Below are 26,697 nucleotides of genomic sequence, written 5' to 3' on the forward strand. Positions count from 1 at the left end.
ACTCTTATTAAGCTTGTGTGTTATTGTTAGCTCCAACCACTAATGTTACATGGTTTGAACGTTTTCTAATTCTGTGCGCACGACCTTGAGGTGCTGGACGTAATCTTTTTAACATAGACCCGCCATCAACTCTAATCTCTTTTACTATCAACTCAGCCTCTTCAATGTTTGCATCTTCGTTTTTAGATTGCCAGTTTGCAATTGCAGACAATAACAATTTCTCTAAACGACCAGAAGCTTCCTTTTGGTTGAATTTTAAGATATTAAGTGCATGTTCTACTTTTTCGCCTCTTACTAAATCGGCTACTAAACGCATTTTTCTTGGTGATGTAGGACAATTATTAAGTTTAGCAAAAGCAACTTGCTTTTTTCCTTCCTTAATAGCGTCTGCCATTTGTTTTTTACGACTTCCCATAGCTTACTACTTTTTACCTTTATTTTTAGCACCTGCATGTCCACGGAATGAACGTGTTGGTGAAAATTCTCCTAATTTATGACCTACCATGTTTTCAGTTACGTAAACTGGAACAAATTGACGGCCATTGTGTACTGCTATAGTTTGTCCAACAAAATCTGGAGTAATCATACTAGCTCTAGACCAAGTTTTGATGACTGTTTTTTTATTAGCTTCTACGTTTGCAGCCACTTTTTTCTCTAGTTTATAATGAACGTAAGGTCCTTTTTTTAATGATCTTGCCATGTCTTATTTCTTTCTACGTTCTACAATATATTTATTACTTGCATTCTTTTTAGAACGGGTTCTGTAGCCTTTAGCTGGAATACCTTTTCTAGAACGTGGGTGTCCACCTGAAGCTCTACCTTCACCACCACCCATTGGGTGATCAACTGGGTTCATTACAACTGGTCTTGTTCTTGGTCTTCTACCTAACCATCTTGTTCTACCTGCTTTACCAGATACTAACAATTGATGATCAGAGTTAGAAACAACTCCAACAGTTGCCATACAAGTAACAAGTACTAAACGTGTTTCACCTGATGGTAATTTAATAGTTGCAAACTTACCATCTCTTGCCATTAACTGCGCAAATGCACCAGCACTACGAGCCATAACAGCTCCTTGTCCTGGACGTAATTCAACACATGAAATAATGGTTCCTAAAGGAATTTGGCTTAAAGGCATTGCATTTCCAATTTCTGGAGCAACTCCTTCTTTACCAGACACTACATTTTGTCCAACTTGTAAACCATTTTGAGCAATAATGTATCTTTTTTCACCGTCTTGATAATTCAACAAAGCGATAAAAGCTGTTCTGTTTGGATCGTATTCGATAGACCTAACTTCCGCTGGAATTCCAGTTTTGTTACGTTTAAAATCGATAACACGATACTTTCTTTTATGACCTCCACCAATATAGCGCATGGTCATTTTTCCTTGACTGTTTCTACCACCAGACCTTTTGTTCGGAACGAGCAAGCTCTTTTCCGGCTTATCAGTAGTTATGGCGTCAAATCCATTTACTACTCTAAATCGCTGTCCTGGTGTGATTGGTTTTAATTTTCTTACTGACATTAGTCTTTAATTACATGTTACTGTATAAATCAATCATTTCACCTTCCGCCAGTTGTACAATTGCTTTTTTAACAGCATTTGTTTTACCATGTTGAATTCCGGTTTTTGTAAAACGCGTTCTTCTATCTGGACGGACATTTATAGTACGAACTTTTTCAACAGAAACACCATAAGCAGCTTCCACCGCTTTTTTAATTTCTACCTTGTTCGCCTTAGTATTCACCGCAAACGTATAGCAGTTTCTTAACTCGCTATCAGCCGTTGCTTTTTCTGTGATTATGGGTTTAATTAAGATACTCATCTGTTTCTTATTTACTTAAGTTTAATTCAATTCCTTCTAAAGCACCCTCTAAAAGGACTACTTGATTGGCATTTAAAATTTTATAAGTGCTTAATTCTGAAGAAGTTATAACTTCAGAGCCTTTTAAATTGCGCGATGACAAATATACATTATTATTTGACCCACCCAACACAAACAAAGCTTTTTTGTTTTCTAGGTTTAAAGCCTTTAAAACAGCTGTAAAATTCTTTGTTTTTACCGTGTCAAAATTAAAGTCCTCCAAAACTGTAATTGACTGCTCTCCAGCTTTAATACTTAAGGCTGATTTACGCGCTAAACGCTTAACATTTTTATTAAGTTTAAAGCTATAATTTCTTGGTCTTGGACCAAACATACGTCCACCACCTTTGAAAACTCCAGACTTAATACTTCCTGCTCTTGCAGTACCAGTTCCCTTTTGCTTTTTAATCTTACGAGTACTTCCAGCAATCTCAGCTCTCTCTTTCGATTTGTGAGTACCTTGTCTTTGGTTTGCTAAATATTGTTTAACATCCAAATATACTGCGTGATTATTAGGCTCAATAGCAAATACATCTTTAGAAAGGTCTGCCTTTCTACCTGTATCTTTTCCGTTTATATCTAAAACTGCTACTTTCATTATTTTCTAATAATTACATAAGAGTTTTTGTGTCCTGGAACACAACCTTTCACAACAAGTAAGTTCTTTTCAGCAACTACTTTTAATACTCTTAAATTTTCAACTTTTACTGAATCATTCCCCATTCTACCTGCCATTTTCATTCCTTTAAATACTCTTGCAGGATATGAAGCAGCTCCAATAGATCCAGGTGCTCTTAAACGGTTATGTTGACCGTGGGTAGCTTGACCTACTCCACCAAATCCATGACGTTTTACAACACCTTGGAAACCTTTTCCTTTTGATGTACCTGATACATCAACAAATTCACCTTCTATAAAGTGCTCAACAGTGATTGCATCACCTAATTTGTACTCCTTATCAAAACCTTTGAATTCAACAACTTTGCGTTTTACAGAAGTACCTGCCTTTTTAGCATGACCTAAGTCTGCTTTAGTAGCGCTTTTTTCTGTCGCGTCATCGAAACCAAGTTGAACAGCTTCATAGCCATCAACTTCTTTAGTTCTGACTTGGGTAACGATACATGGTCCAGCTTCGATTACTGTACAAGGAATATTCTTCCCGTTTTCATCGAAAATGCTGGTCATACCGATTTTTTTTCCAATTAACCCAGACATAATTATTATTTATTTATTATTACTATTTATTAAAATTCAAGGCTGAAAATACATTTCAGCCTTGAATTGTATTTTCCGTTTTTCCCGCGACCGCATCGGTGGGACATGTTTTCAGGTTATTAAACCTAATTTTAACTATACTTTAATCTCTACTTCAACACCACTTGGTAATTCAAGCTTCATTAACGCATCAATAGTTTTTGATGACGAAGAGTAAATATCCAATAAACGCTTGTAAGAGCTTAATTGGAATTGTTCTCTTGATTTCTTGTTTACGTGTGGAGAACGTAATACAGTAAAAATTTTCTTGTGCGTTGGTAAAGGAATTGGTCCAGTTACAACAGCTCCAGTACTTTTAACTGTTTTTACAATCTTATCAGCAGACTTATCTACTAAATTGTGATCGTAAGATTTTAATTTTATTCTGATTTTCTGACTCATTTTCTTAGATTTTAAGCTTCTACACCTTTAGCTGCTTTAATAACTTCTTCAGATATATTTGAAGGCGTTTCAGCATAGTGAGAAAATTCCATTGTTGATGTTGCACGTCCTGAAGACAATGTTCTTAATGTGGTTACATAACCAAACATTTCTGATAAAGGCACATGAGCTTTTACAGTTTTTGCTCCTGCTCTGTCTCCCATATCATTTACTTGTCCTCTACGACGATTTAGATCTCCTACAATATCACCCATATTTTCTTCAGGTGTAATTACCTCAAGCTTCATAATAGGCTCCATGATTACAGCCTTTGCAGCTTTTGCAGCAGCTTTAAATCCTAATTTTGCAGCCAATTCAAATGATAATTGATCTGAATCCACATCATGGTAAGAACCATCTGTTAATGTCACTTTCATAGCATCAACTTCGTATCCTGCCAATGGACCATTAACCATAGCCATTTTAAATCCTTTTTCAATTGAAGGGATAAATTCTTTAGGAACGTTACCACCTTTAATTTCAGAAATGAATTCTAATCCAACTTTTCCTTCTTCAGCTGGTTCAATTGTAAACACAATATCAGCAAATTTACCACGTCCACCAGATTGCTTCTTGTAAACCTCTCTATGTTCAGCACGACGTGTTATTGCTTCTTTGTACTCTACTTGTGGTTGACCTTGGTTTACTTCAACTTTAAATTCGCGACGTAAACGGTCAACAATAATATCTAAGTGAAGCTCACCCATTCCAGAAATAATAGTCTGTCCTGAAGCTTCATCTGTTCTTACTGTAAATGTTGGGTCTTCTTCAGCTAATTTACCCAAAGCCATTCCTAATTTATCAACATCAGCTTTTGTTTTAGGCTCAACCGCAATACCGATTACTGGATCAGGGAAGTTCATAGACTCTAAAACGATAGGATGTTTTTCATCAGACATGGTATCACCAGTCTTAATATCTTTAAATCCTACTGCTGCACCAATATCACCTGCTTCGATAAAATCGATAGCATTTTGTTTATTAGAGTGCATTTGGTAGATACGAGAAATACGCTCTTTTTTACCTGAACGGTTGTTCAAGATATAAGAACCTGCATCTAAACGACCTGAATAAGCTCTAAAAAATGCTAAACGACCAACAAAAGGATCTGTAGCAATTTTAAATGCTAAAGCTGCAAACGGCTCATTAACACTTGGTTTACGTCTTTCTTCTTTTTCTGTATCTGGATTAACCCCTACAACACTATCTCTATCTAATGGAGATGGTAAATAACGGCAAACAGCATCCAATAAAAATTGCACACCCTTATTTTTGAATGAAGAACCACAAACCATAGGAATAATAGCCATATCCATTACAGCAGCACGAAGCGCAGCATGCACTTCTTCTTCTGTTATAGAATCTTCATCTTCCATGAATTTCTCTAAAAGATTTTCATCGTAAGTCGCAACTTCTTCAATAAGTAGTGCTCTATATTTTTTTGCTTCTGCTTTAAGCTCTTCAGGAATATCAATAACATCAAAAGTCGCCCCTTGAGTTTCTTCATGCCAAACAATAGCTCTATTTTTTACTAAATCTACAACACCTTTAAAATCTATTTCGTCACCAATATTTAATACAATTGGCACTGCGTTAGATTTTAACATGTCCTTTACTTGCTGGCATACTGCCATAAAGTTAGCCCCTTGACGATCCATTTTATTAACGAATCCTATTCTAGGAACCTTATAATTATCTGCTAATCTCCAGTTAGTTTCAGATTGTGGCTCAACACCATCAACTGCACTAAATAAGAATACTAAACCATCTAATACACGTAATGAACGGTTTACTTCAACCGTAAAATCAACGTGACCTGGAGTATCGATAATATTAAAGTGATAAGGCATTGTTTCATCAACAGGCTGCCCATTCTTTAAAGGGAAGTTCCAAGTACAAGTTGTAGCGGCAGAAGTAATTGTAATACCTCTTTCCTGCTCTTGCTCCATCCAGTCCATAGTAGCAGCACCATCATGTACTTCACCTATTTTATGTGAAACTCCTGTATAGTAAAGTATACGCTCAGTTGTTGTTGTTTTACCAGCATCAATATGAGCCGCAATACCTATATTTCTTGTATATTTTAAATCTCTTGCCATTTCCTATTAAAATCTAAAGTGAGAGAATGCTTTGTTTGCTTCTGCCATTTTATGAGTATCAACTCTCTTCTTAACAGCTGCTCCTTCTTCTTTAGCTGCTGCTAAAATTTCAGATGCTAAACGTAATGCCATAGATTTTTCGTTACGTTTTCTTGAGTAACTAATTAACCATTTCATGGCTGTTGAAACTTTTCTGTCTGGACGAATTTGCATTGGAATTTGGAATGTTGCACCACCAACACGACGACTACGTACTTCTACGTGAGGCATCACATTTGATAAAGCATCTTTCCAGATTTCTAAAGCTGTTTTTTCTTCGTCAGTTTTTTTCGAGTCTACAATGTCTATCGCATCATAGAATACTTTAAAAGCTACCGATTTTTTTCCATCCCACATCATCATATTAACGAAACGAGTTACTAACTGGTCGTTAAAACGTGGATCTGGTAAAAGCGGTCTCTTTTTTGCTGCTCTTTTTCTCATGTCTTCTTCTTAAAGTTTTAATTACTTTTTAGGGCGTTTAGCACCATACTTAGATCTACGTTGCGTTCTACCTGCAACACCTGCTGTGTCTAAGGCACCACGAACGATGTGATATCTAACTCCTGGCAAATCTTTTACCCTTCCACCTCTAACCAATACTATCGAGTGCTCTTGTAGATTATGTCCTTCTCCACCAATGTATGCATTCACCTCGTTTCCGTTTGTTAAACGAACCCTTGCTACCTTACGCATTGCTGAGTTTGGTTTTTTAGGAGTCGTCGTGTAAACACGAGTACACACACCACGTCTTTGCGGACAAGAATCTAAAGCAGCCGATTTACTCTTCTTGGTTATTTTGGCTCTTCCTATTCTTACTAATTGTGAAATTGTTGGCATATATATTATATATAAATTTTAAAATCCTCTTTTAAGAGGGCTGCAAAGGTAGAAATTAAAATGAATAATTCAAATCCTAATTCATTAATTTTTAATAGTTTTAAAAAAATAAAATACCGGTTATATTATAAGTATCATTTTTCCGTTAGATTTACACTTTAATATAGTTACTTGTAACGTGCAAAAAACGCCTTTTTTACTCCTTATTATATATGTCCTTTTTTCTACGGAATTGTTATGTCAAAACTTGCACTTAAAAATCAATGGAGCTACGGAATATGAAACCAGTGTCATAGATTCTTTAAACTATTCAAAAATTCACAAAGATTTTGCTTCTGTAAAATTTGAATTGGATTCCGTTCAAAAAATACTTTACAAAAAAGGTTTTATTGAAAACGAACTGGCGAACTTAGAGAAAGTAGATGATTCTACTTTTAATGCTCAATTTCTTTTAAAAAATAAATTTAACACCATATATATATATTATAACAAGGAGGATATTGATGTTTCGACTTTAAAATTTATTTCAAAGAATGTTTTTGATAATTATTTTGAATTAAAATTTACTGATATAGAAAATGGCTTAAAGTACATTAATGCTAAATTTTCAGAAAAGGGATTCCCATTTTCAAAATTGCGATTATCTAATATAAGATTGACGGACGATGTTAATTTAGAAGCAGAATTAACAACTGAATCTTCCGAGCAAAAAAGAATCATTAATAACATCGTAATTAAAGGTTATGAAAAATTCCCGAAATCATATGTAAAGCGTTATTTAAAAATAAAACCTTCGCAAGTTTTTAATCTGAAAAAAGTTCAAAACAAAACGGAACAACTCAATAATTTAAATTTTGCTAATGAGGTTAAACCTCCTGAGGTATTATTCCTTAAAGACTCAACTATTTTATATCTGTATCTCGAAAAAACAAAAAGCAATGCTTTTGATGGTTTTTTAGGATTTGGAACGAATGAAGATACCAATAAATTAGAATTTGATGGCTATTTGAATTTGAATTTGACAAATAATTTAAATTATGGTGAGTCCTTTAGATTGCTTTACAAAAGTGACGAAAATGATCAAAAAACATTTGAAGTTGATATGTCGCTTCCTTACTTATTTAAATCTCCCGTTGGTATTGATTTATTGTTACGTATTTTTAAAAGAGACTCTTCCTTCACTACTACAAACCAATCAGCAAAATTACATTATCAAATAAATGCAAAACACAAAGTATTCGCAGGCTTAGTTTCAACAGAGTCAAATAATTTACTTACTCAAAATTTTAGCCCGAACATAGCCGATTTTAAAACTCAACATTTCAATGTAGCTTATCAATTTTTAAGACCACAATCTAATAATTTACTATTTCCTTTAAAGACTAAGTTTTATTTAGAAACTAGCTTTGGAAACAGAAAAAGCTCAAGAGACACTGAACGGCAATCTCAATTTGTTATCGATGCCTTTAAAATTTTTAGTTTAAATAAAAAAAATAGCATGTATTTTAGGCTAAATGGCGCTAGTTTAGTATCTAAGAACTACTTTGAAAATGAATTATTTAGATTCGGTGGTATTAATTCTATTCGAGGTTTTGAAGAAAACAGTCTCTTTTCAAATTTATACGGATTGATTAATACTGAATACAGGTATCAACTTAACAACTACATATTTATACATTCTATAATTGATGCAGCATATTTTGAAAATAAATTAATAAATACGAAAGAAAAATTGTTTGGATATGGTTTTGGTTTTGGTATTCTTACAAAAGCTGGTCTTTTTAGATTTAACTATGCCAACGGAAAAGTTGAGAATTCTACATTTAATATATCCAATTCTAAAATACATTTAAGCTTAACTACAAATTTTTAAGCTTTTATTGAATAATTCATAATAGAAAACAACTTTTAATAAATTTAATTTATCATTTATTGTTTATTTAACTTTTTATTAAGACATTTGACATTGACTAATTCAAACATTTAATATAATGAAAACAAAGTTTAGTGGAATGCTAACGCTATTCTTAGCGTTTGTTGTGCAATTAACATTTGCACAAGAGAAAACAATTTCAGGTGTGGTATCAGATAATGCTGGCCTACCACTTCCTGGAGCTAGTGTCGTAGTTAAAGGTACTACATCAGGCACATCTTCTGATTTCGATGGTAAATATTCAATCAAAGCTTCACAAGGCTCTACCCTAGTGTTCAGTTTTGTTGGTTATACAACCAAAGAAATTGTTGTTGGGACATCAAACACAATTGATGCAACTCTTCAAGAAAGTGCTGAAGCACTTGAAGAAGTAGTAATAACAGCGCAAGGTATTCAAGCGAAGCCCAGATCCTTAAGTTATGCTGTAGAAACAGTGGGTGGTGACAACATTGAAAAAGCGAGAGAAACGAATATAGTTTCAAGTTTAAGTGCTAAAGCTGCTGGTGTCCAGGTTACTACATCTTCTGGTTCAGTTGGGGCTTCAGCAAACATTAGAGTTCGTGGTAATACTTCTATTACACGTTCCAACTCGCCATTATTTGTTGTAGATGGTGTACCTATTGATAATTCTTCATTTTCAGAAGACCCTACACAATCTTTTAACAACTCCAGTACAGGAGGTAGCGATTTTTCCAACAGGGCCGTCGACATTAACTCAAACGACATTGAATCAATCAGTATCTTAAAAGGTATTGCTGCTCAAACACTTTATGGATTGCGTGCAGCCAATGGTGTGGTTTTGATTACAACAAAAAAAGGAAAATCTGGAAAAACAAGAGCTACATACAGTAGTGAAATAGCATTTTCGGAATACAATAAAGTTCCTAAATTACAACGTGTTTATGCTCAAGGAAGGCATTTTGGAGGTGCTTTACAGTATAGAGGGCCTGAAACTTTTGAGGGTGATTCATGGGGTCCTAAAATTTCTGATTTAGAATATAATGGAGACAGCACATATCCTTTTAATCCCCAAGGAGCTTTAGTTCCGGCTGGAACTGGTAATGGTGTTGCTGCACAGTCGTACGACCCATTAACATTTTTTAAAACAGGAGAAGTTTACGATAATAATTTATCTGTTAGTGGAGGTAATGATGTTATAAACTATCGTGCATCTATTGGTAAACTGTTGCAAAAAGGTATTGCCCCTAACGAAGAGTTTGAGAGAAAAACTTTTAGAATTGATTTACAGGCTGATTTAACTGATAAATTAACATTAGATGCCTCAGGACAATATACAAATTCTGGAGGCAATAGAGTCCAAAGAGGATCCAATATTTCGGGTATTATGCTTGGGTTATTAAGAACAGCACCTTCGTTCGATAACGGTAATGGTTTAGAAGGGCAAGCAGCAGCAAATTCAGAATCCTCTTATTTTTATGATATTCCTGGGTCGGAGTTACCAGGTCATAGAAGTTATCGCGATGGTATATATAACAACCCTTATTTTACCGTGGCAAGAAATAAGAATCTTGATGACGTAAACCGTATTATTGGTAAAATGGGTTTAACATACAAGTTTAGTGACGCTGTCAGTCTTAAAACATCAGCATCGGTTGACAGATATTCTGATATTAGAAAAATAGGATTTGATGTTATTGATGCCAGCTTTGGAAACGGTAGAGTAATTAACGATGTTATTTCTAACCAAGATGTTAACTGGAACATGATTTTAAGTATAAATAAAAACTTAAATGAAAATTTCGATCTAACTGCAAATATTGGTTACGATGGTTATTATACTAAAACCAATAGGCAAACAGTTTTAGGTGATGGCATGACCATTCCAGGCTTTTTTAATTTAAGTAACGTAAGTACTACTCAAGCGCAGGAACTTTCTAATGCAAAAAAGCTCATAGGTGCTTTTGCTACGGCAACTTTAAGCTATGACAATATGCTTTTTATAACACCATCGTTTAGAAATGACTGGTCTTCTACTTTACCCGTTAACGCTAATACATTCCAATCATATTCAGTAGGAGCAAGTTTTGTGTTCTCTGAACTTATGGATAGTGGTTTTATAAATTATGGTAAAGTAAGAGGGTCATGGGGGGTTTCTGGTAACGATGCACCTGTTTTTGCAACCATTACTAACTTTGGAGGAACTACTGTAAGTGGTGACGGTTTTATTCAAAGCTCTATATTCCCTGCTTATGATAGCACATCTTTTGAACGTTCTTCTAGAGCTGGTAATCCTAATCTAACTCCAGAGGAAACTAGTGAATTTGAAGTTGGTTTTGAGTTATCAATGCTGGATAGTCGTTTAAAATTCGATTTTACTTATTATGATAAAGAAACAAAAGATCAAATTATTTTCGTAGATGCGGCACCATCCTCTGGATTTGTTGATCGTTTCGAAAATGTAGGTGTCGTAACCAATGAAGGTTTTGAGATAAGTTTAAGTGGAACCCCAATAAGAACAGAAGATTTTTCATGGAATATAGGTGTAAATTGGACTACTTATGAAAACGTAGTACAAGAATTGGTAGAAGGGGTAGAATCTATTACACTTAATGGCTTTTCAAGTACAAGTTCTAGAGCTATTGTCGGAGAATCTTATGGTGCCATTTTTGGTCAAAGATATGCCAGAAACGCTGCTGGCGATATTTTAATTGATGATGATGGCTATCCACTTGCAGATTCTACTGATGGTGTTATAGGAGATCCAATCCCTGATTGGTTCGCTGGTATAAGCAATAGTTTTTCATATAAAAACTTTAGTTTATCAATATTAATTGATATCCGCCAAGGGGGTGATGTATGGAATGGAACAAAAGGAATTTTAGATTATTTTGGAGTTTCTGAAGAAACTTTATTAAGAGATCAATCAACAGTTTTTCAAGGTGTGGTTCAATCTACTGGTGCGGTTAATACACAATCTGTACCTTATTCAAATCCAGCAATAAGTGAAAACAATAACTATTGGAGGCGTTATGGTTTTGGAGATGTAGCTGAAGGTAATGTTTTTGATGCTTCTTGGGTTCGTTTAAGAGAAGTAACTTTAAGCTATGATTTCCCAGAAAAATGGTTGAGCAATATGTTTATTGACGGTGTTTCTGTATCTGCATACGGAAGAAATTTATGGTTAAATACAGATTATCCAGGTGTTGATCCTGAAACCAATTTAACTGGAGACACCAATGGTATTGGTTTAGATTATTTTAACCAACCGAATACAAAAAGCTACGGTTTGAACATAAAATTAAATTTTTAAAAAAATAAATATGAAAACTATAAAATATATCTATAGTGTAATTTTAATCACATGCTTAATTACGTCATGTGAAATTACAGATGTAAATGTCGACCCCGATAATCCATCAGCCGCTTCAATTAATGCTGGGGCGATTTACCCTGGTATGATTTCGCAAAGTCATAGAAATTTAGTCGCTCTTGGTGGAAGAATTGCAGGACTTATAAACCAACAATTTGACGGATTGGATGCGCAACAAATAGCCTATGCACAATATAACATTGGTGAAAGCGATCCTGATGATTTATGGGACTTTGGTCTTTATGGTGGTGGAGCGATGACAGATTGTTTTGTTATTATCCAAAATAATGAAGGTGAAGTAAGTGCTTTAGCTAAACTTTATATGGCAGCTAATTTAGGGCTTGCAACTTCCATATGGGGCAATGTCCCTTATTCAGATGCATTTAATGGAGACCAAGGCAATTTAAACCCTTCATACGATTCTCAATCTGATGTTTACGATACAGTACAAGCTTTATTGGATCAAGCAATTGCCGAAGGTGTTGATTCTGGTGTTGGCGCTTTTGCTGGTGCAGGCTCAACTAGCGGTATTGATTGGGAAAAAACGGCTCGTGCCTTAAAAGCTCGTTATTATATGCATTTAACATCTGTTAATGGTGTTAGCGCAGCACAAAATGCTTTAACTCAAGCGCAGTTGGCTTTATCAAGTACTTCTGAACAAGCTGATTTTGTATATAGTACCCCTGCGCAAAATGCAAATCCTTTATATTTATTTGATAATGACAGACCTAGTACTTTAGGTTTCGGAACTACTTTGAATAATATGATGACTGGAGATCCAAGACTACCTTTATATACAACCGATGGTGAATCGTTTGCTGGTATTGCAGGTTTATTTTGGGGACAAGCTGATTCTCCCACTCCTTTAATTTCATATTGGGAAGTTAAATTTATTGAGGCCGAAGCTATTGTTAGGACTGGAGGTACTGATACTGATGCTCTTACAGCTTTGCAAGACGCTGTTGAAGCAAATATGCTTTACGTAGGAGTATCACAGACCGATGCAGATACTTATGTTAATGCTCTGTCTCTATCTGGTACGGAAGCCCAAAAAATTGAAACAATTATCAATGAAAAATATAAGGCACTATACGGAAATGCACCTATTGAGTCTTGGACTGATTACAGAAGAACAGGATATCCTGCCCTAATTGCAAACCCAAATGCAGTTTCAACAGTTAACCCTTCAAGGATTATACCAAGACGCCTTATGTACCCTCTTTCTGAAAGACAAACAAATGAAGCTAGTTATAACGAGGCCATATCTGCCCAAGGAGGCCACTTATTAGATGTTGATATATGGGCTTTCCCAAGTAATTAATTTTTAACCTAGTTATTATGGTTTGTTCAAAATCCTAATAAATTAACATTGAGAAAAAGACTGTCTAGAACGACAGTCTTTTTTTTCTCGGTGCAGTTAATTAGTTTCTGAAAATAAAAAATTTTAACTCAATTACAATCAATTAAAACCGTACAACAAAATAAGATTTCTACCATTTTTGATTGATGATTCCTTAGTTTTTTTATCGTTTTTTCAAACTTTAACCATAATTTATTGTTTTATTAATTTTATTTTGTGACTTTTACTTTAGACTAATTCAAAATAATCAAAAATGAGAACAAAGCTTAGTGGAATGCTAACGCTATTATTGGCGTTTATGGTGCAATTAACTTTTGCACAACAAAAAACAATTACTGGTGAGGTGTTAGACTCTTCGGGGTTACCGCTTCCTGGTGCTACGGTACTTGTTAAGGGTAGTACTACCGGAACATCAACTGATTTTGATGGGAAATATTCAATTAGCACGAATCAAGGATCCACCTTGGTATTTAGTTTTATTGGATATCTTACAAGAGAAGTTTTAGTAGGAGCTTCAAACACGATTAATGTTACCATGCAAGAAGATACAGCTACTCTTGACGAGGTAATAGTTGTTGCTTACGGTACGTCTACTAAAGAAGCCTTTACAGGTTCAGCAAGTGTTATTAATTCTGAACAACTATTAACAAGAAACGTAACTTCACCAATTGCAGCCATTGAGGGTAGAGCTACTGGTGTACAGTTTACTTCTACAAATGGACAACCAGGGTCTTCACCGAACATCGTAATTCGTGGTGTTGGTACACTTAACGGTGATACTGACCCTTTGTTTATAGTTGACGGTATTCAATACGAAGGTGCTCTAAACACCATAAACCAAGAAGATATTGCATCATTTACTATTCTTAAGGATGCGGCTTCTACATCTCTTTACGGATCTAGAGCAGCAAATGGTGTAGTTATAATTACAACAAAAACTGGAACTAAAGGTGCTATCAAGGTAAATGCCTCTGCACAATCAGGGTTTGTTTATAGAGGTATTCCTAATTATGATATGCTAACTCCTGGTCAATATTATGAAACCATGTGGGAAGCATTAAGAAACACTTCTGCTGCAGGCGGAGATCCAGCTTATGCCTCAGCTAATATATATAGTCAGCTAGGATACAATCCTTTTAATGTACCTAACGATCAAATTGTTGGCGTTAATGGCAGATTGAATCCGAATGCTGATGTAGTGTATCAAACATTAGATTGGTTTGATTTTATGGAACAAACTGGTTTAAGACAAAATTACAACGTCAATATATCTGGAGGTGGCGATAATCACAGAGTATTCTTTTCTGCTTCATACCTAGACGAGGAAGGCTATGTTGTTACTTCCGATTTTAATCGTTTAACAACACGTTTAAATGCGGATTTTGATGTAAGCGAAAGCATCAAATTTGGTGGTAGTGCTAATATTACGCTAACAGAAGCTAGAGGTCCTAGTTCTGCAGGTACTGGAAGCATTGTTAACCCGTTTGGTTTTGCTCAAGCAATGGGACCAATTTATCCTGTTTATGTTAACGATCAACAAGGAAACCTTGTACGAGATGCTTTTGGAAATCCAATATTTGATAATGGTGAAGGTTTCCCTACATATAACATTGGTACTAGACCTCGTAATCAAGGACGTCATGCACTTCAAGAGCTTCTTCTTAATAAAGAAAGTGATTTAGACAACACCTACGGATTTAGATTTTACACAGATGTGAAAATTTTAGAAGGTCTTAATATAAGAGTAACTTATGGACGAGATATCAATGAAGGCCTAGAAAAAGAGTATGAAAATGCTATTATTGGTGATGCTCAGCCTGATGGTAGATTTAGTGAAACTAGATTTAGAAGACAAGTTGAAAACTTCAACCAAATCTTGACTTACAATAATAGTTTTGGTAATCACAACTTAGATCTTACATTAGGACATGAAAGTTTTGATAGAAATTATTCAGATTTCGATGCTTTAGCTACCATAGAGACTGTACCTGGTTTAGAAGTATTTGATAACTTCTCAAATCCTATTCGTATTTCTGGTGTAATAACAGACAAACGTATAGAAAGTTATTTTTCTAGATTAAACTATAATTTCGATAGTAAATATTACTTAAGCGCCTCAGTAAGACGAGATGGTACTTCAGTATTTAGCGCAGATTCTAGATGGGGTACATTTTACTCTGTTGGTGCTTCTTGGAATGTACATAATGAGAGTTTTATGGAAAGTGTATCCTTTATTGATCGCTTAAAACTAAGAGGCTCTTGGGGTGAGGTTGGAAATGACGATTTAGGGGATTTCTATCTATACCAAGCAAGGTTTGGAATAAATTCAAACGCAACCGCTCCAGCATATGTTTTGTCTGATTTAGGAAATGAGCTGTTAGTTTGGGAAACTATTGAAAATTTTGATGTTGCTCTGGAATTTGGACTTTTTAACAATTTATTTGAAGGTTCAGTAGAGTATTACAAAAGAAATTCAACTGATTTATTATATGATTTGCCAATTGCTCCTAGTGTTGGTATCAATGTTCAACCAAATAACATTGGCGACATGTATAATTCAGGATGGGAGTTTAGTTTAACTACGCATGCGGTTAATAAAAGTGATTTTAAGTGGGATATTATATTACAAGCTTCAACACTTAAAAATGAGATTACTTTCATTCCTGAGCCATTTATTAATGGATCTAAACGTTGGGCAGAAGGTCGTTCTCGTTTTGATTTCTTCTTATATCAAACAGCAGGTGTTGACCCAGCCACTGGTGACCAATTATACTTAGTCTTTGAAGATGATGCCAACGGTGAAAGTGTTCCTGTTTTAGATGGTAATGGTGTTCAAGAAACAACTAATGACTGGCAAGATACACAACGTGCCTATACAGGAGACTCTTCTATACCAGACTTATTAGGTTCTGTAGCAAACAGTATTAGCTACAAGGGCTTTTCTTTAGACCTTTTGGTTACTTACGGTATTGGAGGTAGTATTTTGGATAATGGGTATGCTGGTATGATGGTAAGCAGTAGCTATGGTCGTTCACAACACCCAGATATTCTAAATGCTTGGAGGCAACCAGGAGATATTACTAGCGTACCTAGATTAGAAATAGGTGATCAAACTTTGGTTCAAACACAATCTGATAGATTCTTAACAGACGCTTCATTTTGGTCATTAAGAAACGTTAGCCTTGGCTATTCATTTGATAAAAATGTTACCGATTTACTTGGGGTTGATAACTTAAGACTTTCGTTAACTGGGGAGAATTTATATTTAAAAAGTAAAAGAAAAGGGCTTGATCCACAATATAACTTAGCTGGAACACCATCCGGTAATGATTTTAACCCTGCCAAAATCTTTTCTTTTGGTGTTAATGTTGGATTTTAAAAAAAGAAAAATTATGTTAAATAAAATAAAAACTTTGTCATTAGCGATAGTCATTTTTGCTATGACATCTTGTCAAGAAGATTTTTTAGAAACGGTTCCCACAGACTCTGTTACGCCTGCTATAGCTTTAGCGGACGAAGCTAGCATGCAAAATGTGCTTAATGGAATTCACCGTGGGTTATACTCACAATCTCAAACTGTTCTACCAGGTGGTAATACAGCCAGAGCTGGAGATCACTTTTGGGTACCACAGGGAGATAACTTAACCGGAGGTATAATCCATTCTGCCGATGCCAATAATTTAGGCTGGAGAGATAATATGCAATGGAACGATCATACTTTAGAAACCTCATTAACCAATGAAATCTTATGGTATCACCGCTATAATATTATACTTCATGCTAACTTAATCATTCAGAAAATTAATGAAGGTAGTTTGACGGAAACTCCTACCTTACGAACCATTAAGGGGCAGGCTTACACTTATAGAGCCTTTGCATTACTTTCTTTGGTTCAACATTATAGTAAAGGTTATTTAATAGGTAATCCAGCTACTGATCCAGGTGTTCCCGTAATTTTAGAACCTCAAACTACGGGACCGAGAGGCACAGTTCAACAAGTGTATGATCAAATAGGTTCAGATTTAGATGTGGCCATAGCTGCTTTTCAAAATGGAGCGCCAAGACCAAGTGGAGGTCCTGAAACCAAATCTCAATTAAATATCAATGTAGCGCATGGTCTTAAAGCACGTTGGGCATTATCTAAAGGTGATTGGCAAACGGCGGCAACTTCAGCTGTAGCAGCACGACAAGGTTTCACAATTATGAATGAGGCCGACTGGAAATCTGGATTTAATACAAACGATTTACCAGAGGTAATTTGGGGTAGTAATGTGATTTCAACAGAAACCACTTTTTTCCGTTCTTACTTCTACTTAATGTGTAACACCTTTAATGGTAGCCAAAATAGATCAAACCCTAAAATTGCAGACCGAAGAATTATCGACGCTATTCCTGATACGGATTACCGAAAAGATGTATTTTTAATTGATGCTCCTAACTCTAATGCATCGGCCGCAAATGGTGAAGGTGGTTGGGCCAATAACACGAACCCGCTTTATACAACCCAAGCTGAGTTTAATGCTGCAAGAGATGCTATTAAAAGTCAATATGGTATGGCATCAGGTCATAATACACATCCATACATGCATGTTAAAATGTTACAGAAAAATCCTGGAACGATAGATCCAGATGATATTATTTACATGCGTACTTCAGAAATGTACTTGATTGAGGCTGAGGCCAAAGCTATGGCCAATGATCTTCCTGGTGCACGAGCTGCTTTACAAACGCTTGGTGGAGCTCGTGATACTGCATTCAGTGCTGCTGCCTTTAGTACACAACAAGCCTTAATGAATCAAATTAAGTTTCAAAGACGTGTGGAGCTTTGGGGTGAAGGCTTTGGCTATACAGATAAAATACGTTGGGATGAAGGAATTGATCATTCAGCTAATGGCGGTTCTGGTGCTTCTGCAGTACTTTATCAAGACGCCTTTATTGTTGAAAGGCCTTCTATTAACGACGATTGGATTTTTAAGATTCCTCAAGCTGAAATTAATGCAAATCCGAATATTACTCCAGCAGATCAAAACTAGTATAGAATATTATACTTAGAAAAATACATATTTAGTAAAAAAGAGGTTGTTTTTTCAACCTCTTTTTTTATGCTCATAAGTCCTATTTACTTACAATCACTTACTCTGAAATACCATTTCTATCATTTTTGATTGATGATTTCTTAGTTTTTTTGGTGTTTTTTCAAATTTTAACCATAATTTATTGTTTTATTAACTTTATTTTATGATTTTTGGCATTGACTAATTCAAATAATTATAAAATGAAAACAAAGTTTAGTGGAATACTAACGCTATTACTAGCGTTTGCTGTGCAATTTACATTTGCACAAGACAAGACAATTTCTGGTACAATTATAGATGGCAGTGGTTTGCCTCTTCCAGGAGCAACTGTCTTAGTTAAAGGTACTACTTCAGGTACATCTTCAGATTTCGATGGTAAATATTCAATTCAAGCTACTCAAGGGTCTACCTTAGTGTTCAGTTTCGTTGGATATACTACTCAAGAAGTTACTGTAGGTGCCTCTAATACAATTAACATAACACTTCAAGAGGATGCTCAAGCCTTAGAAGAAGTTATAATTGTTGGATACGGTACTGCAACAAAACAATCGTTTGCAGGTACGGCATCAACAATTTCTACGGAAAATCTTGAAGCAAAATCATTTACAAACGTTTCTCAAGCATTAGCTGGTGAGGTTGCAGGTGTTACTGTAATTAATACTTCAGGTCAGCCTGGTACGGTTGCAACTGTACGTGTAAGAGGTTATGGTTCTCCTCTTGGAAACCGTTCTCCATTATATGTTGTTGATGGAATTCCTTTAGCTGGAAACTTTGAGCTAAACTCTATAAACCCAGCAGATATTAAAAGTACAACGGTACTTAAAGATGCTACCGCTACAGCTATTTATGGATCTAGAGGTGCAAATGGTGTAGTATTAATTACTACTAAAAGTGGTAAGACTGGTGAAAAAGGATATATTGAAATTGATGTAAAAACTGGTATAAATACCCAAATAATTCCTAGATATGATGTTATTACTTCTCCTGAAGAGTACATCGGTTATGTATGGGAAGGTTTATATAATAGAGGTGTTGTAACAGGACAAGCAGATCCAGTAGCCTTTGCAAATGGTAGATTATTAACTGATAACGGTATTGGAGCTGGTTATAATATGTGGGACGCTGCTACAGCGGCGGATTTAATTGATCCTGCAACAGGACAAGTAAGAAGTGGTGTTAATAGACTATTTACTCCTGAAAGCTATGCTGATGCTGCTTTTGGAACAGGTTTTAGAACAGAAACTAACTTGCGTGTTGGTGGTGGTTCTGAAAAATCTACGTATGCACTTTCTGTTGGATACCTTAACGATAAAGGATATGCTATCAATTCTGACTTTACAAGATACTCTACAAGATTCAATTTAAGTTCTGATGTTAAAGATTGGTTAAAAGTAACAGGAAATATAGGTTACTCAAACGCTCAAACTACAAACAATGGTCAAATCGTAGGATCGGAAAACGTTTTCGAATTTGCCGATAAAATGGCGCCTATTTATCCAGTATATGCAAGATTTCCAAATACAGGTCAATTAATTCCTGACCCTATTTATGGTGGAGCTCAATTTGATTATGGTTCTCCTACTGGAGCATCAAACGGATTTACAAGAAACCGTCCAAATGCTAACTTATTGAACCCAATTGGGTCGGCATTATTAGACTTTGATGGTAGAGATACACAGGCTATCAATGGTAATTTATCTGCAGTAATTTCAATAACAGATGACTTAAGTGCTGAAATAACTTATGGTGGTCAATACTCATTTCAAAGAAGAAATAATGCTACGAACCATGCGTACGGTACAGGAGCTAACACTAATGGTTCTATAACTGTTACTGATCAAGTAAGATACTCTTTAACGTTTTTACAATTATTACGTTATAAAAAATCATTTGGTGCTCACTCATTTGAGTTGCTTGCAGCACACGAAACGTTCGAACAAAGATTTTCTCAATCTAGACAGTTCATGCAAAACGTTATTTTGCCTGGAGTTTACAACTTAAGTAATTACTTAGAAAGCCAAGGTCCACCAGATGGTTATAATGATGGTTCTGGATTAGAGTCTTTCTTCAGTCAACTTAGTTATAACTTTGATAACAAATACTACTTAACAGGGTCAGTGAGAACAGATGGTTCGTCTCGTTTTGTTGAAGAACAATGGGGTGTATTTGGATCTGTTGGAGCTGCTTGGGTAGTGAGCAACGAAGATTTTATGTCAAATAGTTTTATGTCTTATTTAAAACTAAAAGGATCTTATGGTGTTACTGGTGACCAGCAAGGTGTTGCTACTTCATTTGGTTTTGATACATTCAACGCAAACTTCGTAGGAGGTGCGTTAGCGCTTGATTTAAGAGTAAATGGTGATCCTTCATTAACATGGGAAACTACAAGACAACTTCAAGGTGGTATAGAAATGAGTTTTGGAGATTATTTAGACGTAAATATTGATTACTATAGAAAAAATACAGATAATTTATTCTTTGATCAACGTAGAGGTCCTTCTTCAGGAATTTCTAGTATTAGAGTAAATGACGGTGAAGTATTAAATGCAGGTTTAGAGTTTGATGTAACCGGACATATTGTTAACACCGAAGATTATAAACTGGATTTATCTATTAACGGTGAGATGCTTCAAAATGAAATGACTCAAATGCCGCTTGACCCTTCTACAGGTTTACCAAGAGTAATTGATTCAGGTACAAGTGCAGATGGTGCTTATGCTTATGTTCAAGGTCGTTCTATATTTGATTTTTGGATGAGAGAATGGGCTGGTGTTGATCCATCTGATGGAAGACCAATGTGGTATCAGTACTATGATGATGCTAACAATAACAATGTATTAGATGCAGGTGAAGGTGCATTTGTTGTAGATGATGGTAATGGAGGTGATGCAAATACTTCAGGATCGCTTTACGAATATGTTCAAAAAACATCTGGTGCTAACATTAAGAAAACAGTAACTAAAACATATGCAAACGGAACTCAGGTTTTTATTAATAAATCATTCATTCCAGATGTAAGAGGTGCTTTTAGATTGTCTGCAAAAATCAAAAATTTCGATTTTTCAACGCAATTCACATATAGTTTAGGTGGTTACGCATATGATAACCAATATGGAGAATTAATGAGTGACCGTTTTGGTGCTGCTGGAAACAACTTCCATAAGGATATTGCTAGAAGATGGCAACAACCTGGAGATGTTACTGACATTCCAATTTTAGCCGATAATGCTGTTGTAAATGCAACATCAGGCTCAACACGTTTTATTACTAGTACAGATTACCTTGCTTTAAACAACGCAAGAATTGGATATACTCTGCCAAGTAAATTTGCTGAAAGAGCTGGTTTAAGTTCTGTAAACCTTTGGGTTTCTGGAGACAACCTTTTCATCAATACGGCTAGAGATGGATTTAATCCTTCGGTTACTGAAGTTGGTAGTTCAGCGCGTAGGATTTATGCGCCAGCTACGACTATTACTTTAGGAGCAAGAGTTAAATTTTAATTAAAAAAAAATGATTATGAAAAATTTATTAAAAATTATGTTTGCATCTGCTTTGATACTAAGTGTCAGCAGTTGTTCCGATAGTCTGCTAGATAATAGCGGGGTGTCTGGAAAAAGTCAACCAACCCAATTTATTACATCTGATCAACTTTCAGAAGCATCTAATACCAATTTAGGTATTCCTGCTGCTTTCGTTGGTGGTATTTATGCTCAAATGATTCAATTTGGTAGTGGTGGTACAACAGGTCATGATGACTTTGGTCACAAAGGATATGATATCTTTGGAGATATGTTATCTGGTGATATGGCCTTAAGTGTTAGTACTTATGGATGGTATCGTGCAGATATTACAGAATTTCAAGCACCTCTAGATTTTACCAGAGGAAGAAATAGAATGCCATGGAGATTTTACTATAGAATTGTTAGATCTTCTAACACCGTAATTCAAAATTTAGGTGGTAATGACGCAGTTCCAGAAGTTGATGCTAACAAGTACGCTATGGGGCAAGCTAAAACCATGAGAGCTTGGGCTTACTTTTACCTAACGCAGTATTTTCAAAAAGAATATAATGCGTCCGAGGCTATTTTGCCATTATATATGGAACCTATAAGTACGAACGTACCTAAATCAACTGCTGCTGAGGTTTATGATTTGATGGAGAGTGATCTTACAGATGCCATTTCTTTATTAGATGGTTTTAGCAGAAGTGCAAAGAATGAAATAAATCAAGATATCGCCAAAGGTATGTTAGCCTATGTTTTAGGTGCTAAAGGAGGTAGAGATGCTGATGTTGCTAGTTTAACTCAAGATGTCATTAATTCTGGTAATTATACAATGTTAAGTTCATCTGAAGTAACAAATTGCTTTTGCGATGTAAACGACCCAAGTTGGATGTGGGGTATCGATATTGTTGAAAACAACGGACTAGGCTTAGTTTCTTGGTGGGGTCAAGTAGATTCATATTCATATAGTTATGCATGGGCTGGAGATTACAAAGCTATAGATGCATCATTATATGCCTCTATTCCAGCAACCGATGCTAGAAAAGCTCAATTTTATGGTGTTTCAACCAGTGGTAGATATTTACAACCATTATTTAAATTCTATGCTTCTGGACAAATTGGTGGTACTTCAACAACAGTTACTGCGGATTACGTTTATATGCGCGTAGAAGAAATGTATTTATTAAATGCTGAAGCTAATGCTAGAGCTGGAAACGAACCAGCAGCTAGAACTAGTTTAAAAGCTTTATTGGCTAACAGAGTTCCAGATAATTCATATGTTGATTTATTAAGTGGTGCTGCTTTACAAAATGAAATTTATCTGCAAACTCGAATTGAATTATGGGGTGAAGGAAAAAGTTTCTTAGCTATGAAGCGTAATAAAGCTACGACTGTAAGAGGTTCAAACCACTTGTCATTTGTAGGAGAGCCAATTCCTTATAATGATGAAAGAATGCAGTTTGAAATTCCTCAAGATGAAATTCAAAATAACCCTTTCATTAGTGACCAAAACAACTAATCTTTGAATTGGTTTTATTAACTAATTAAAATTAAATATTTATGAAAAAAATAGCATATAAATTTTTGATACTATTATCAATTGTATCTTTCTACAATTGTGACCATGATAGTATCGTTCCTGAGTTGGAATATGTAACGTTTAGCAAATCTTCGTACTCAACTGGTGTTGATCCAGGAGGAAGCACAAGCTTTGATATAACCGTTTATGCATCAAATATTTCTTCTTCAGATAGAAGTTTTAATGTTTCTGTGGACGCAAGCTCTAATGCTGCTGCAGGTTCTTATACGGTACCTAGTTCTGTAACCATTCCAGCTGGCTCTAATGAAGGAGCATTAACCGTTGCATTAACTGATACTAATTTAGGAATTGGTGTAAATAATCTAGTTATCAATTTTGAAAGTAGTGCAGACTATTTTAGTGGAGCGTCAACTACGCTTTCATACATACAAAACTGTACTGAAGTAACGGCGACTCTTGATATCATCTTTGATGGTTATGGAAGCGAAGTTACCTGGGATATTACTGATTCTTTAGGTGGGGTTGTTGTTTCTGGTGGTGGCTATGCAGACGGTCAAGCTACAGCTTCTGAAAGCATTACTCTTTGTGCAGGTAGAGATTACACATTCACAATTTATGACAGCTTCGGTGATGGACTAAGTTTCCCAGCAAATGGAACTTACACATTAACTCTTGGTGGTTCAGTTAAAGCAAGTGGTGGTGGAAACTACGGTGCAAGTGAATCAACTGCATTTGACACAAACTAGACTATATTTAGTTTAATTGAATAATAAAAAATAGATTGTCAGTTTTGGCAATCTATTTTTTTATCTACAAAAATTTCTACATAAAACTCAAATATGAAAAAAATTACCTTATTATTTCTTGCCTTTTTTCATTTTTCATTTTTAGCTATATCCCAAGAATCTAAGACTCAAAAAGCAATTAATGACTTAAAAAAAACTACCCAAGCTAATATCAGTATTAATAAGAATTTAAATATTCCTAGTTTTATCAAATTCCCAATAAGCAAACCGCTACAATTGAGTGGTAAAACTTTAAAAGAAAAAGTCAATAACTTTTTAGCAAACAACAAATCCATATATGCTATACAAACTATAGACGAATCTTTATTTTCAGGTATTATAAAAACTGATAATTATGGATTGAAAAATTACACACTTAAGCAACATTATAAAGGAGTTCCAGTATATGATTCTGAATTACGCTTTCATTTTAATCGAAATGAACATTTGACATCGATCAATGGGAACTTTATTCCTGAAATTGAGTTAAATCCAATCCCAAATATAGATAAAAATGGTGCTAACTCTATCGCTTTGAATATAGTTGCAAAGCAAAACATTAATCATTCTGGTGAACCATTAAAAGTAATTACAACTGAGCTTTACATTTTTCCTAAAGGACTAGCTCAAGGCTATGTTACATCAAAGCATTTAGCTTACAGAATAGAAATACGTAATGATGCTGATGTACGCGAATACCTATTTATTGATGCTCACACAGGAAAACTTATTGAACAATTTACAGGAATAGCTCATGCATTGAATAGAATTCTGTATGAAGAAAATACATCTACTGTAGTTTGGACAGAAGGCGATGCATTACCCGGAACATTAGATATTTGGCAACAAAATGAAATCGTTGCCGCTGGACATACATATAATTTTTTCAATAATGCTTTTGGGTTTGATTCTTATGATGGTGCTGGGGCACAAATGAGAACTATAAATAATAACCCAAACATTAGCTGTCCCAATGCTAATTGGAATGGTGTAACTGCAAATTATTGTACAGGAACAGCTTCAGACGATGTTGTGGCTCACGAATGGGGTCACGCCTATACTGAATACACTTGTAATTTAATTTATGAGTACGAATCAGGAGCTATTAATGAATCTTTATCAGATATTTGGGGTGAAACTATTGATATATTGAATCTGTATGAAGACGCCGGAGAAAACCTGTCACTTAGAACTGGCTGCTCTAGTTCAGATCGATGGAGAATAGGAGAAGACGCCAGTGCTTTTGGTGGTGCCATACGAGATATGTGGGACCCAAACTGTGCAAACGACCCTGGAAGTGTGACTGATATAGAATACCAATGCGATTACACCTTTAATGATAACGGAGGCGTGCATAGTAATTCTGGGATACCCAATCATTTATACGCATTACTTGTTGATGGTGGAAATTACAACGGACAAACTATTAGTTCTTTAGGGTTTTTAAAAGCGGCACACATTTTTTGGAGAGCTCAAAGTCAGTATTTAACAGCCACAAGTGATTTTAATGCCCTTGCTGATGCTCTTGAAGCTTCTTGTGCTGATTTGGTAGATGCAAATTTAAATAACCTTTCAGTATCAGATACGCCAACTGGAGTATCGAGGCAAAAAATTACTGTTGCCGATTGTGCTGAAGTTTCAAAAGCTATATTAGCCGTGGCGTTAAGAAGTGATAACAATTGTACCTATGCAAAGATTTTAGCCGACACGCCCAACCTGTGTGAAGCTGCCACTTCAAATCCTATTTTTACCGAAGATTGGGAAAGTGGTTTAGCCAGTTGGACTATTTCGCAAGAACCTGTTAACCCTAGCACTTGGGAATCTAGAGATTGGGAAATAGCAAGTGATTTACCAAATGAAAGATCTGGTCAAGCTGTATTTGCCGTAAACCCCATAAATGGTGATTGTAATTTAGATTTACAAAATGGTATTATGCGTCTAGAAAGTCCAACTATAACGATGCCTAATTACGCTAGTGGTAATTTTGAAATGGCCTTTTTCCATAATGTCTCAACAGAACAAGATTATGACGGTGGTAACATTAAGTATAGCATTGATGGCGGTGCATGGGCTATAATACCGGCATCGGCTTTTATTACCAATGCGTATAATTTAACGCTAAATAATTCCAATAATGATAATCCTATGATGGGTGAAGATGCTTTTTCTGGAGCAGACCAAGGTACTTCTAATAGTGATTGGGGACAAAGTGTTATAGATTTAACATCCATTGGAGTAGTTGCAAACTCAAATCTTAAATTAAGATGGGAGCTTGGAAGTGATGGTTGTAACGGTAAAATTGGTTGGTATGTTGATGATATTGTAATTTACAATTGCTCTGAAGCTTTATCTGTTAATGATATTAACTTCTTAAGTAAAAATGTTAAAATATATCCGAACCCTTCAACAGGAATTTTTAATGTGCAGCTTAAGAGTCTATCAAATTTTAGTTTTGAATTATTTGATATCACTGGAAAGTCCATTATGAATAGTGTAAACGTAACAGAGAATAGTTTTGAAATCGATTTAAGTCAACATTCACAAGGGGTTTACTTTTTTAAATTGAAATCAAATGAAGGAACTCTAACTAAAAAACTACTTGTTCAATAAAATTTAAATAATAATC

19 protein-coding genes are annotated in these 26,697 nt (G+C 35.2%); 9 read left to right on the plus strand and 10 right to left on the minus strand.

Annotation, left to right across the window (positions count from 1 at the left end):
- Positions 1-7: 7 nt before the first annotated feature.
- From rplV to rpsL, 10 genes are all read right to left on the minus strand, one after another.
- Positions 8-415: a 50S ribosomal protein L22 gene (gene rplV / locus L3X39_RS10900; protein WP_237231816.1), complete on the minus strand. Its 408-nt coding sequence runs from the start codon at positions 413-415 to the stop codon at positions 8-10.
- Between the two features lie 6 nt (positions 416-421).
- Complete coding sequence (rpsS, locus tag L3X39_RS10905) at positions 422-700, minus strand: 30S ribosomal protein S19 (RefSeq protein ID WP_027880209.1); 279 nt, start codon at positions 698-700, stop codon at positions 422-424.
- Between the two features lie 3 nt (positions 701-703).
- Positions 704-1,531 (minus strand): 50S ribosomal protein L2, encoded by an 828-nt coding sequence (rplB, locus tag L3X39_RS10910; protein WP_237231817.1) that lies wholly within the window; start codon positions 1,529-1,531, stop codon positions 704-706.
- A 10-nt stretch (positions 1,532-1,541) separates the two neighbouring features.
- Positions 1,542-1,832: a 50S ribosomal protein L23 gene (gene rplW, locus L3X39_RS10915; RefSeq protein ID WP_237231818.1), complete on the minus strand. Its 291-nt coding sequence runs from the start codon at positions 1,830-1,832 to the stop codon at positions 1,542-1,544.
- 7 nt (positions 1,833-1,839) lie between these two features.
- Positions 1,840-2,469 (minus strand): 50S ribosomal protein L4, encoded by a 630-nt coding sequence (rplD, locus tag L3X39_RS10920; protein WP_237231819.1) that lies wholly within the window; start codon positions 2,467-2,469, stop codon positions 1,840-1,842.
- The gene (gene rplC / locus L3X39_RS10925; protein WP_237231820.1) at positions 2,469-3,086 is read right to left on the minus strand and encodes a 50S ribosomal protein L3; all 618 of its coding nucleotides are present in this window, start codon (positions 3,084-3,086) and stop codon (positions 2,469-2,471) included. The genes rplD and rplC overlap by 1 nt, the downstream gene beginning before the upstream one ends.
- Positions 3,087-3,221: 135 nt before the next feature.
- Positions 3,222-3,527 carry a 30S ribosomal protein S10 gene (rpsJ, locus tag L3X39_RS10930; RefSeq protein WP_007650482.1) on the minus strand — a complete coding sequence of 102 codons (306 nt, stop codon included), beginning with the start codon at positions 3,525-3,527 and terminating at the stop codon, positions 3,222-3,224.
- An 11-nt stretch (positions 3,528-3,538) separates the two neighbouring features.
- On the minus strand, positions 3,539-5,665 hold the full coding sequence (fusA, locus tag L3X39_RS10935) for an elongation factor G (protein ID WP_237231821.1): 2,127 nt from the start codon (positions 5,663-5,665) through the stop codon (positions 3,539-3,541).
- 6 nt (positions 5,666-5,671) lie between these two features.
- The gene (gene rpsG, locus L3X39_RS10940) at positions 5,672-6,148 is read right to left on the minus strand and encodes a 30S ribosomal protein S7 (RefSeq protein ID WP_019386264.1); all 477 of its coding nucleotides are present in this window, start codon (positions 6,146-6,148) and stop codon (positions 5,672-5,674) included.
- A 21-nt stretch (positions 6,149-6,169) separates the two neighbouring features.
- Positions 6,170-6,544 (minus strand): 30S ribosomal protein S12, encoded by a 375-nt coding sequence (gene rpsL / locus L3X39_RS10945; protein ID WP_237231822.1) that lies wholly within the window; start codon positions 6,542-6,544, stop codon positions 6,170-6,172.
- Positions 6,545-6,791: 247 nt separating this feature from the next.
- Here rpsL and L3X39_RS10950 point away from each other — a divergent pair, with 247 nt between their 5' ends.
- From L3X39_RS10950 to L3X39_RS10990, 9 genes are all read left to right on the plus strand, one after another.
- Entirely contained in the window at positions 6,792-8,417 is a 1,626-nt protein-coding gene (locus L3X39_RS10950; RefSeq protein ID WP_237231823.1) for a POTRA domain-containing protein, read from the plus strand.
- A 118-nt stretch (positions 8,418-8,535) separates the two neighbouring features.
- A complete protein-coding gene (locus L3X39_RS10955; protein WP_237231824.1) occupies positions 8,536-11,748 on the plus strand; it encodes a SusC/RagA family TonB-linked outer membrane protein in 3,213 nt (1,070 codons plus the stop codon).
- A 10-nt stretch (positions 11,749-11,758) separates the two neighbouring features.
- Positions 11,759-13,129: a SusD/RagB family nutrient-binding outer membrane lipoprotein gene (locus L3X39_RS10960; protein ID WP_237231825.1), complete on the plus strand. Its 1,371-nt coding sequence runs from the start codon at positions 11,759-11,761 to the stop codon at positions 13,127-13,129.
- A 292-nt stretch (positions 13,130-13,421) separates the two neighbouring features.
- Positions 13,422-16,547, plus strand: a complete 3,126-nt coding sequence (locus L3X39_RS10965) for a SusC/RagA family TonB-linked outer membrane protein (RefSeq protein ID WP_237231826.1) — start codon at positions 13,422-13,424, stop codon at positions 16,545-16,547.
- Between the two features lie 13 nt (positions 16,548-16,560).
- Positions 16,561-18,201 carry a RagB/SusD family nutrient uptake outer membrane protein gene (locus L3X39_RS10970; RefSeq protein ID WP_237231827.1) on the plus strand — a complete coding sequence of 547 codons (1,641 nt, stop codon included), beginning with the start codon at positions 16,561-16,563 and terminating at the stop codon, positions 18,199-18,201.
- A 242-nt stretch (positions 18,202-18,443) separates the two neighbouring features.
- Positions 18,444-21,743 (plus strand): SusC/RagA family TonB-linked outer membrane protein, encoded by a 3,300-nt coding sequence (locus tag L3X39_RS10975; protein WP_237231828.1) that lies wholly within the window; start codon positions 18,444-18,446, stop codon positions 21,741-21,743.
- Between the two features lie 16 nt (positions 21,744-21,759).
- Complete coding sequence (locus L3X39_RS10980; RefSeq protein ID WP_237231829.1) at positions 21,760-23,265, plus strand: RagB/SusD family nutrient uptake outer membrane protein; 1,506 nt, start codon at positions 21,760-21,762, stop codon at positions 23,263-23,265.
- 41 nt (positions 23,266-23,306) lie between these two features.
- Positions 23,307-24,032 carry a hypothetical protein gene (locus tag L3X39_RS10985; RefSeq protein WP_237231830.1) on the plus strand — a complete coding sequence of 242 codons (726 nt, stop codon included), beginning with the start codon at positions 23,307-23,309 and terminating at the stop codon, positions 24,030-24,032.
- Between the two features lie 93 nt (positions 24,033-24,125).
- A complete protein-coding gene (locus L3X39_RS10990; protein WP_237231831.1) occupies positions 24,126-26,681 on the plus strand; it encodes a M4 family metallopeptidase in 2,556 nt (851 codons plus the stop codon).
- Positions 26,682-26,697 lie beyond the last annotated feature (16 nt).

The sequence above is a fragment of the Flaviramulus multivorans genome (assembly GCF_021728415.1).
Classification (GTDB): Bacteria; Bacteroidota; Bacteroidia; order Flavobacteriales; family Flavobacteriaceae; genus Sabulilitoribacter; species Sabulilitoribacter multivorans.

What these genes read in the sequence shown, in the direction of transcription:
- rplV (WP_237231816.1), bottom strand. Translation starts at nt 415, where the DNA reads ATGGGAAGTCGTAAAAAACAAATGGCAGACGCTATTAAGGAAGGAAAA.
- rpsS (WP_027880209.1), bottom strand. Translation starts at nt 700, where the DNA reads ATGGCAAGATCATTAAAAAAAGGACCTTACGTTCATTATAAACTAGAG.
- rplB (WP_237231817.1), bottom strand. Translation starts at nt 1,531, where the DNA reads ATGTCAGTAAGAAAATTAAAACCAATCACACCAGGACAGCGATTTAGA.
- rplW (WP_237231818.1), bottom strand. Translation starts at nt 1,832, where the DNA reads ATGAGTATCTTAATTAAACCCATAATCACAGAAAAAGCAACGGCTGAT.
- rplD (WP_237231819.1), bottom strand. Translation starts at nt 2,469, where the DNA reads ATGAAAGTAGCAGTTTTAGATATAAACGGAAAAGATACAGGTAGAAAG.
- rplC (WP_237231820.1), bottom strand. Translation starts at nt 3,086, where the DNA reads ATGTCTGGGTTAATTGGAAAAAAAATCGGTATGACCAGCATTTTCGAT.
- rpsJ (WP_007650482.1), bottom strand. Translation starts at nt 3,527, where the DNA reads ATGAGTCAGAAAATCAGAATAAAATTAAAATCTTACGATCACAATTTA.
- fusA (WP_237231821.1), bottom strand. Translation starts at nt 5,665, where the DNA reads ATGGCAAGAGATTTAAAATATACAAGAAATATAGGTATTGCGGCTCAT.
- rpsG (WP_019386264.1), bottom strand. Translation starts at nt 6,148, where the DNA reads ATGAGAAAAAGAGCAGCAAAAAAGAGACCGCTTTTACCAGATCCACGT.
- rpsL (WP_237231822.1), bottom strand. Translation starts at nt 6,544, where the DNA reads ATGCCAACAATTTCACAATTAGTAAGAATAGGAAGAGCCAAAATAACC.
- L3X39_RS10955 (WP_237231824.1), top strand. Translation starts at nt 8,536, where the DNA reads ATGAAAACAAAGTTTAGTGGAATGCTAACGCTATTCTTAGCGTTTGTT.
- L3X39_RS10960 (WP_237231825.1), top strand. Translation starts at nt 11,759, where the DNA reads ATGAAAACTATAAAATATATCTATAGTGTAATTTTAATCACATGCTTA.
- L3X39_RS10965 (WP_237231826.1), top strand. Translation starts at nt 13,422, where the DNA reads ATGAGAACAAAGCTTAGTGGAATGCTAACGCTATTATTGGCGTTTATG.
- L3X39_RS10970 (WP_237231827.1), top strand. Translation starts at nt 16,561, where the DNA reads ATGTTAAATAAAATAAAAACTTTGTCATTAGCGATAGTCATTTTTGCT.
- L3X39_RS10975 (WP_237231828.1), top strand. Translation starts at nt 18,444, where the DNA reads ATGAAAACAAAGTTTAGTGGAATACTAACGCTATTACTAGCGTTTGCT.
- L3X39_RS10980 (WP_237231829.1), top strand. Translation starts at nt 21,760, where the DNA reads ATGAAAAATTTATTAAAAATTATGTTTGCATCTGCTTTGATACTAAGT.
- L3X39_RS10985 (WP_237231830.1), top strand. Translation starts at nt 23,307, where the DNA reads ATGAAAAAAATAGCATATAAATTTTTGATACTATTATCAATTGTATCT.
- L3X39_RS10990 (WP_237231831.1), top strand. Translation starts at nt 24,126, where the DNA reads ATGAAAAAAATTACCTTATTATTTCTTGCCTTTTTTCATTTTTCATTT.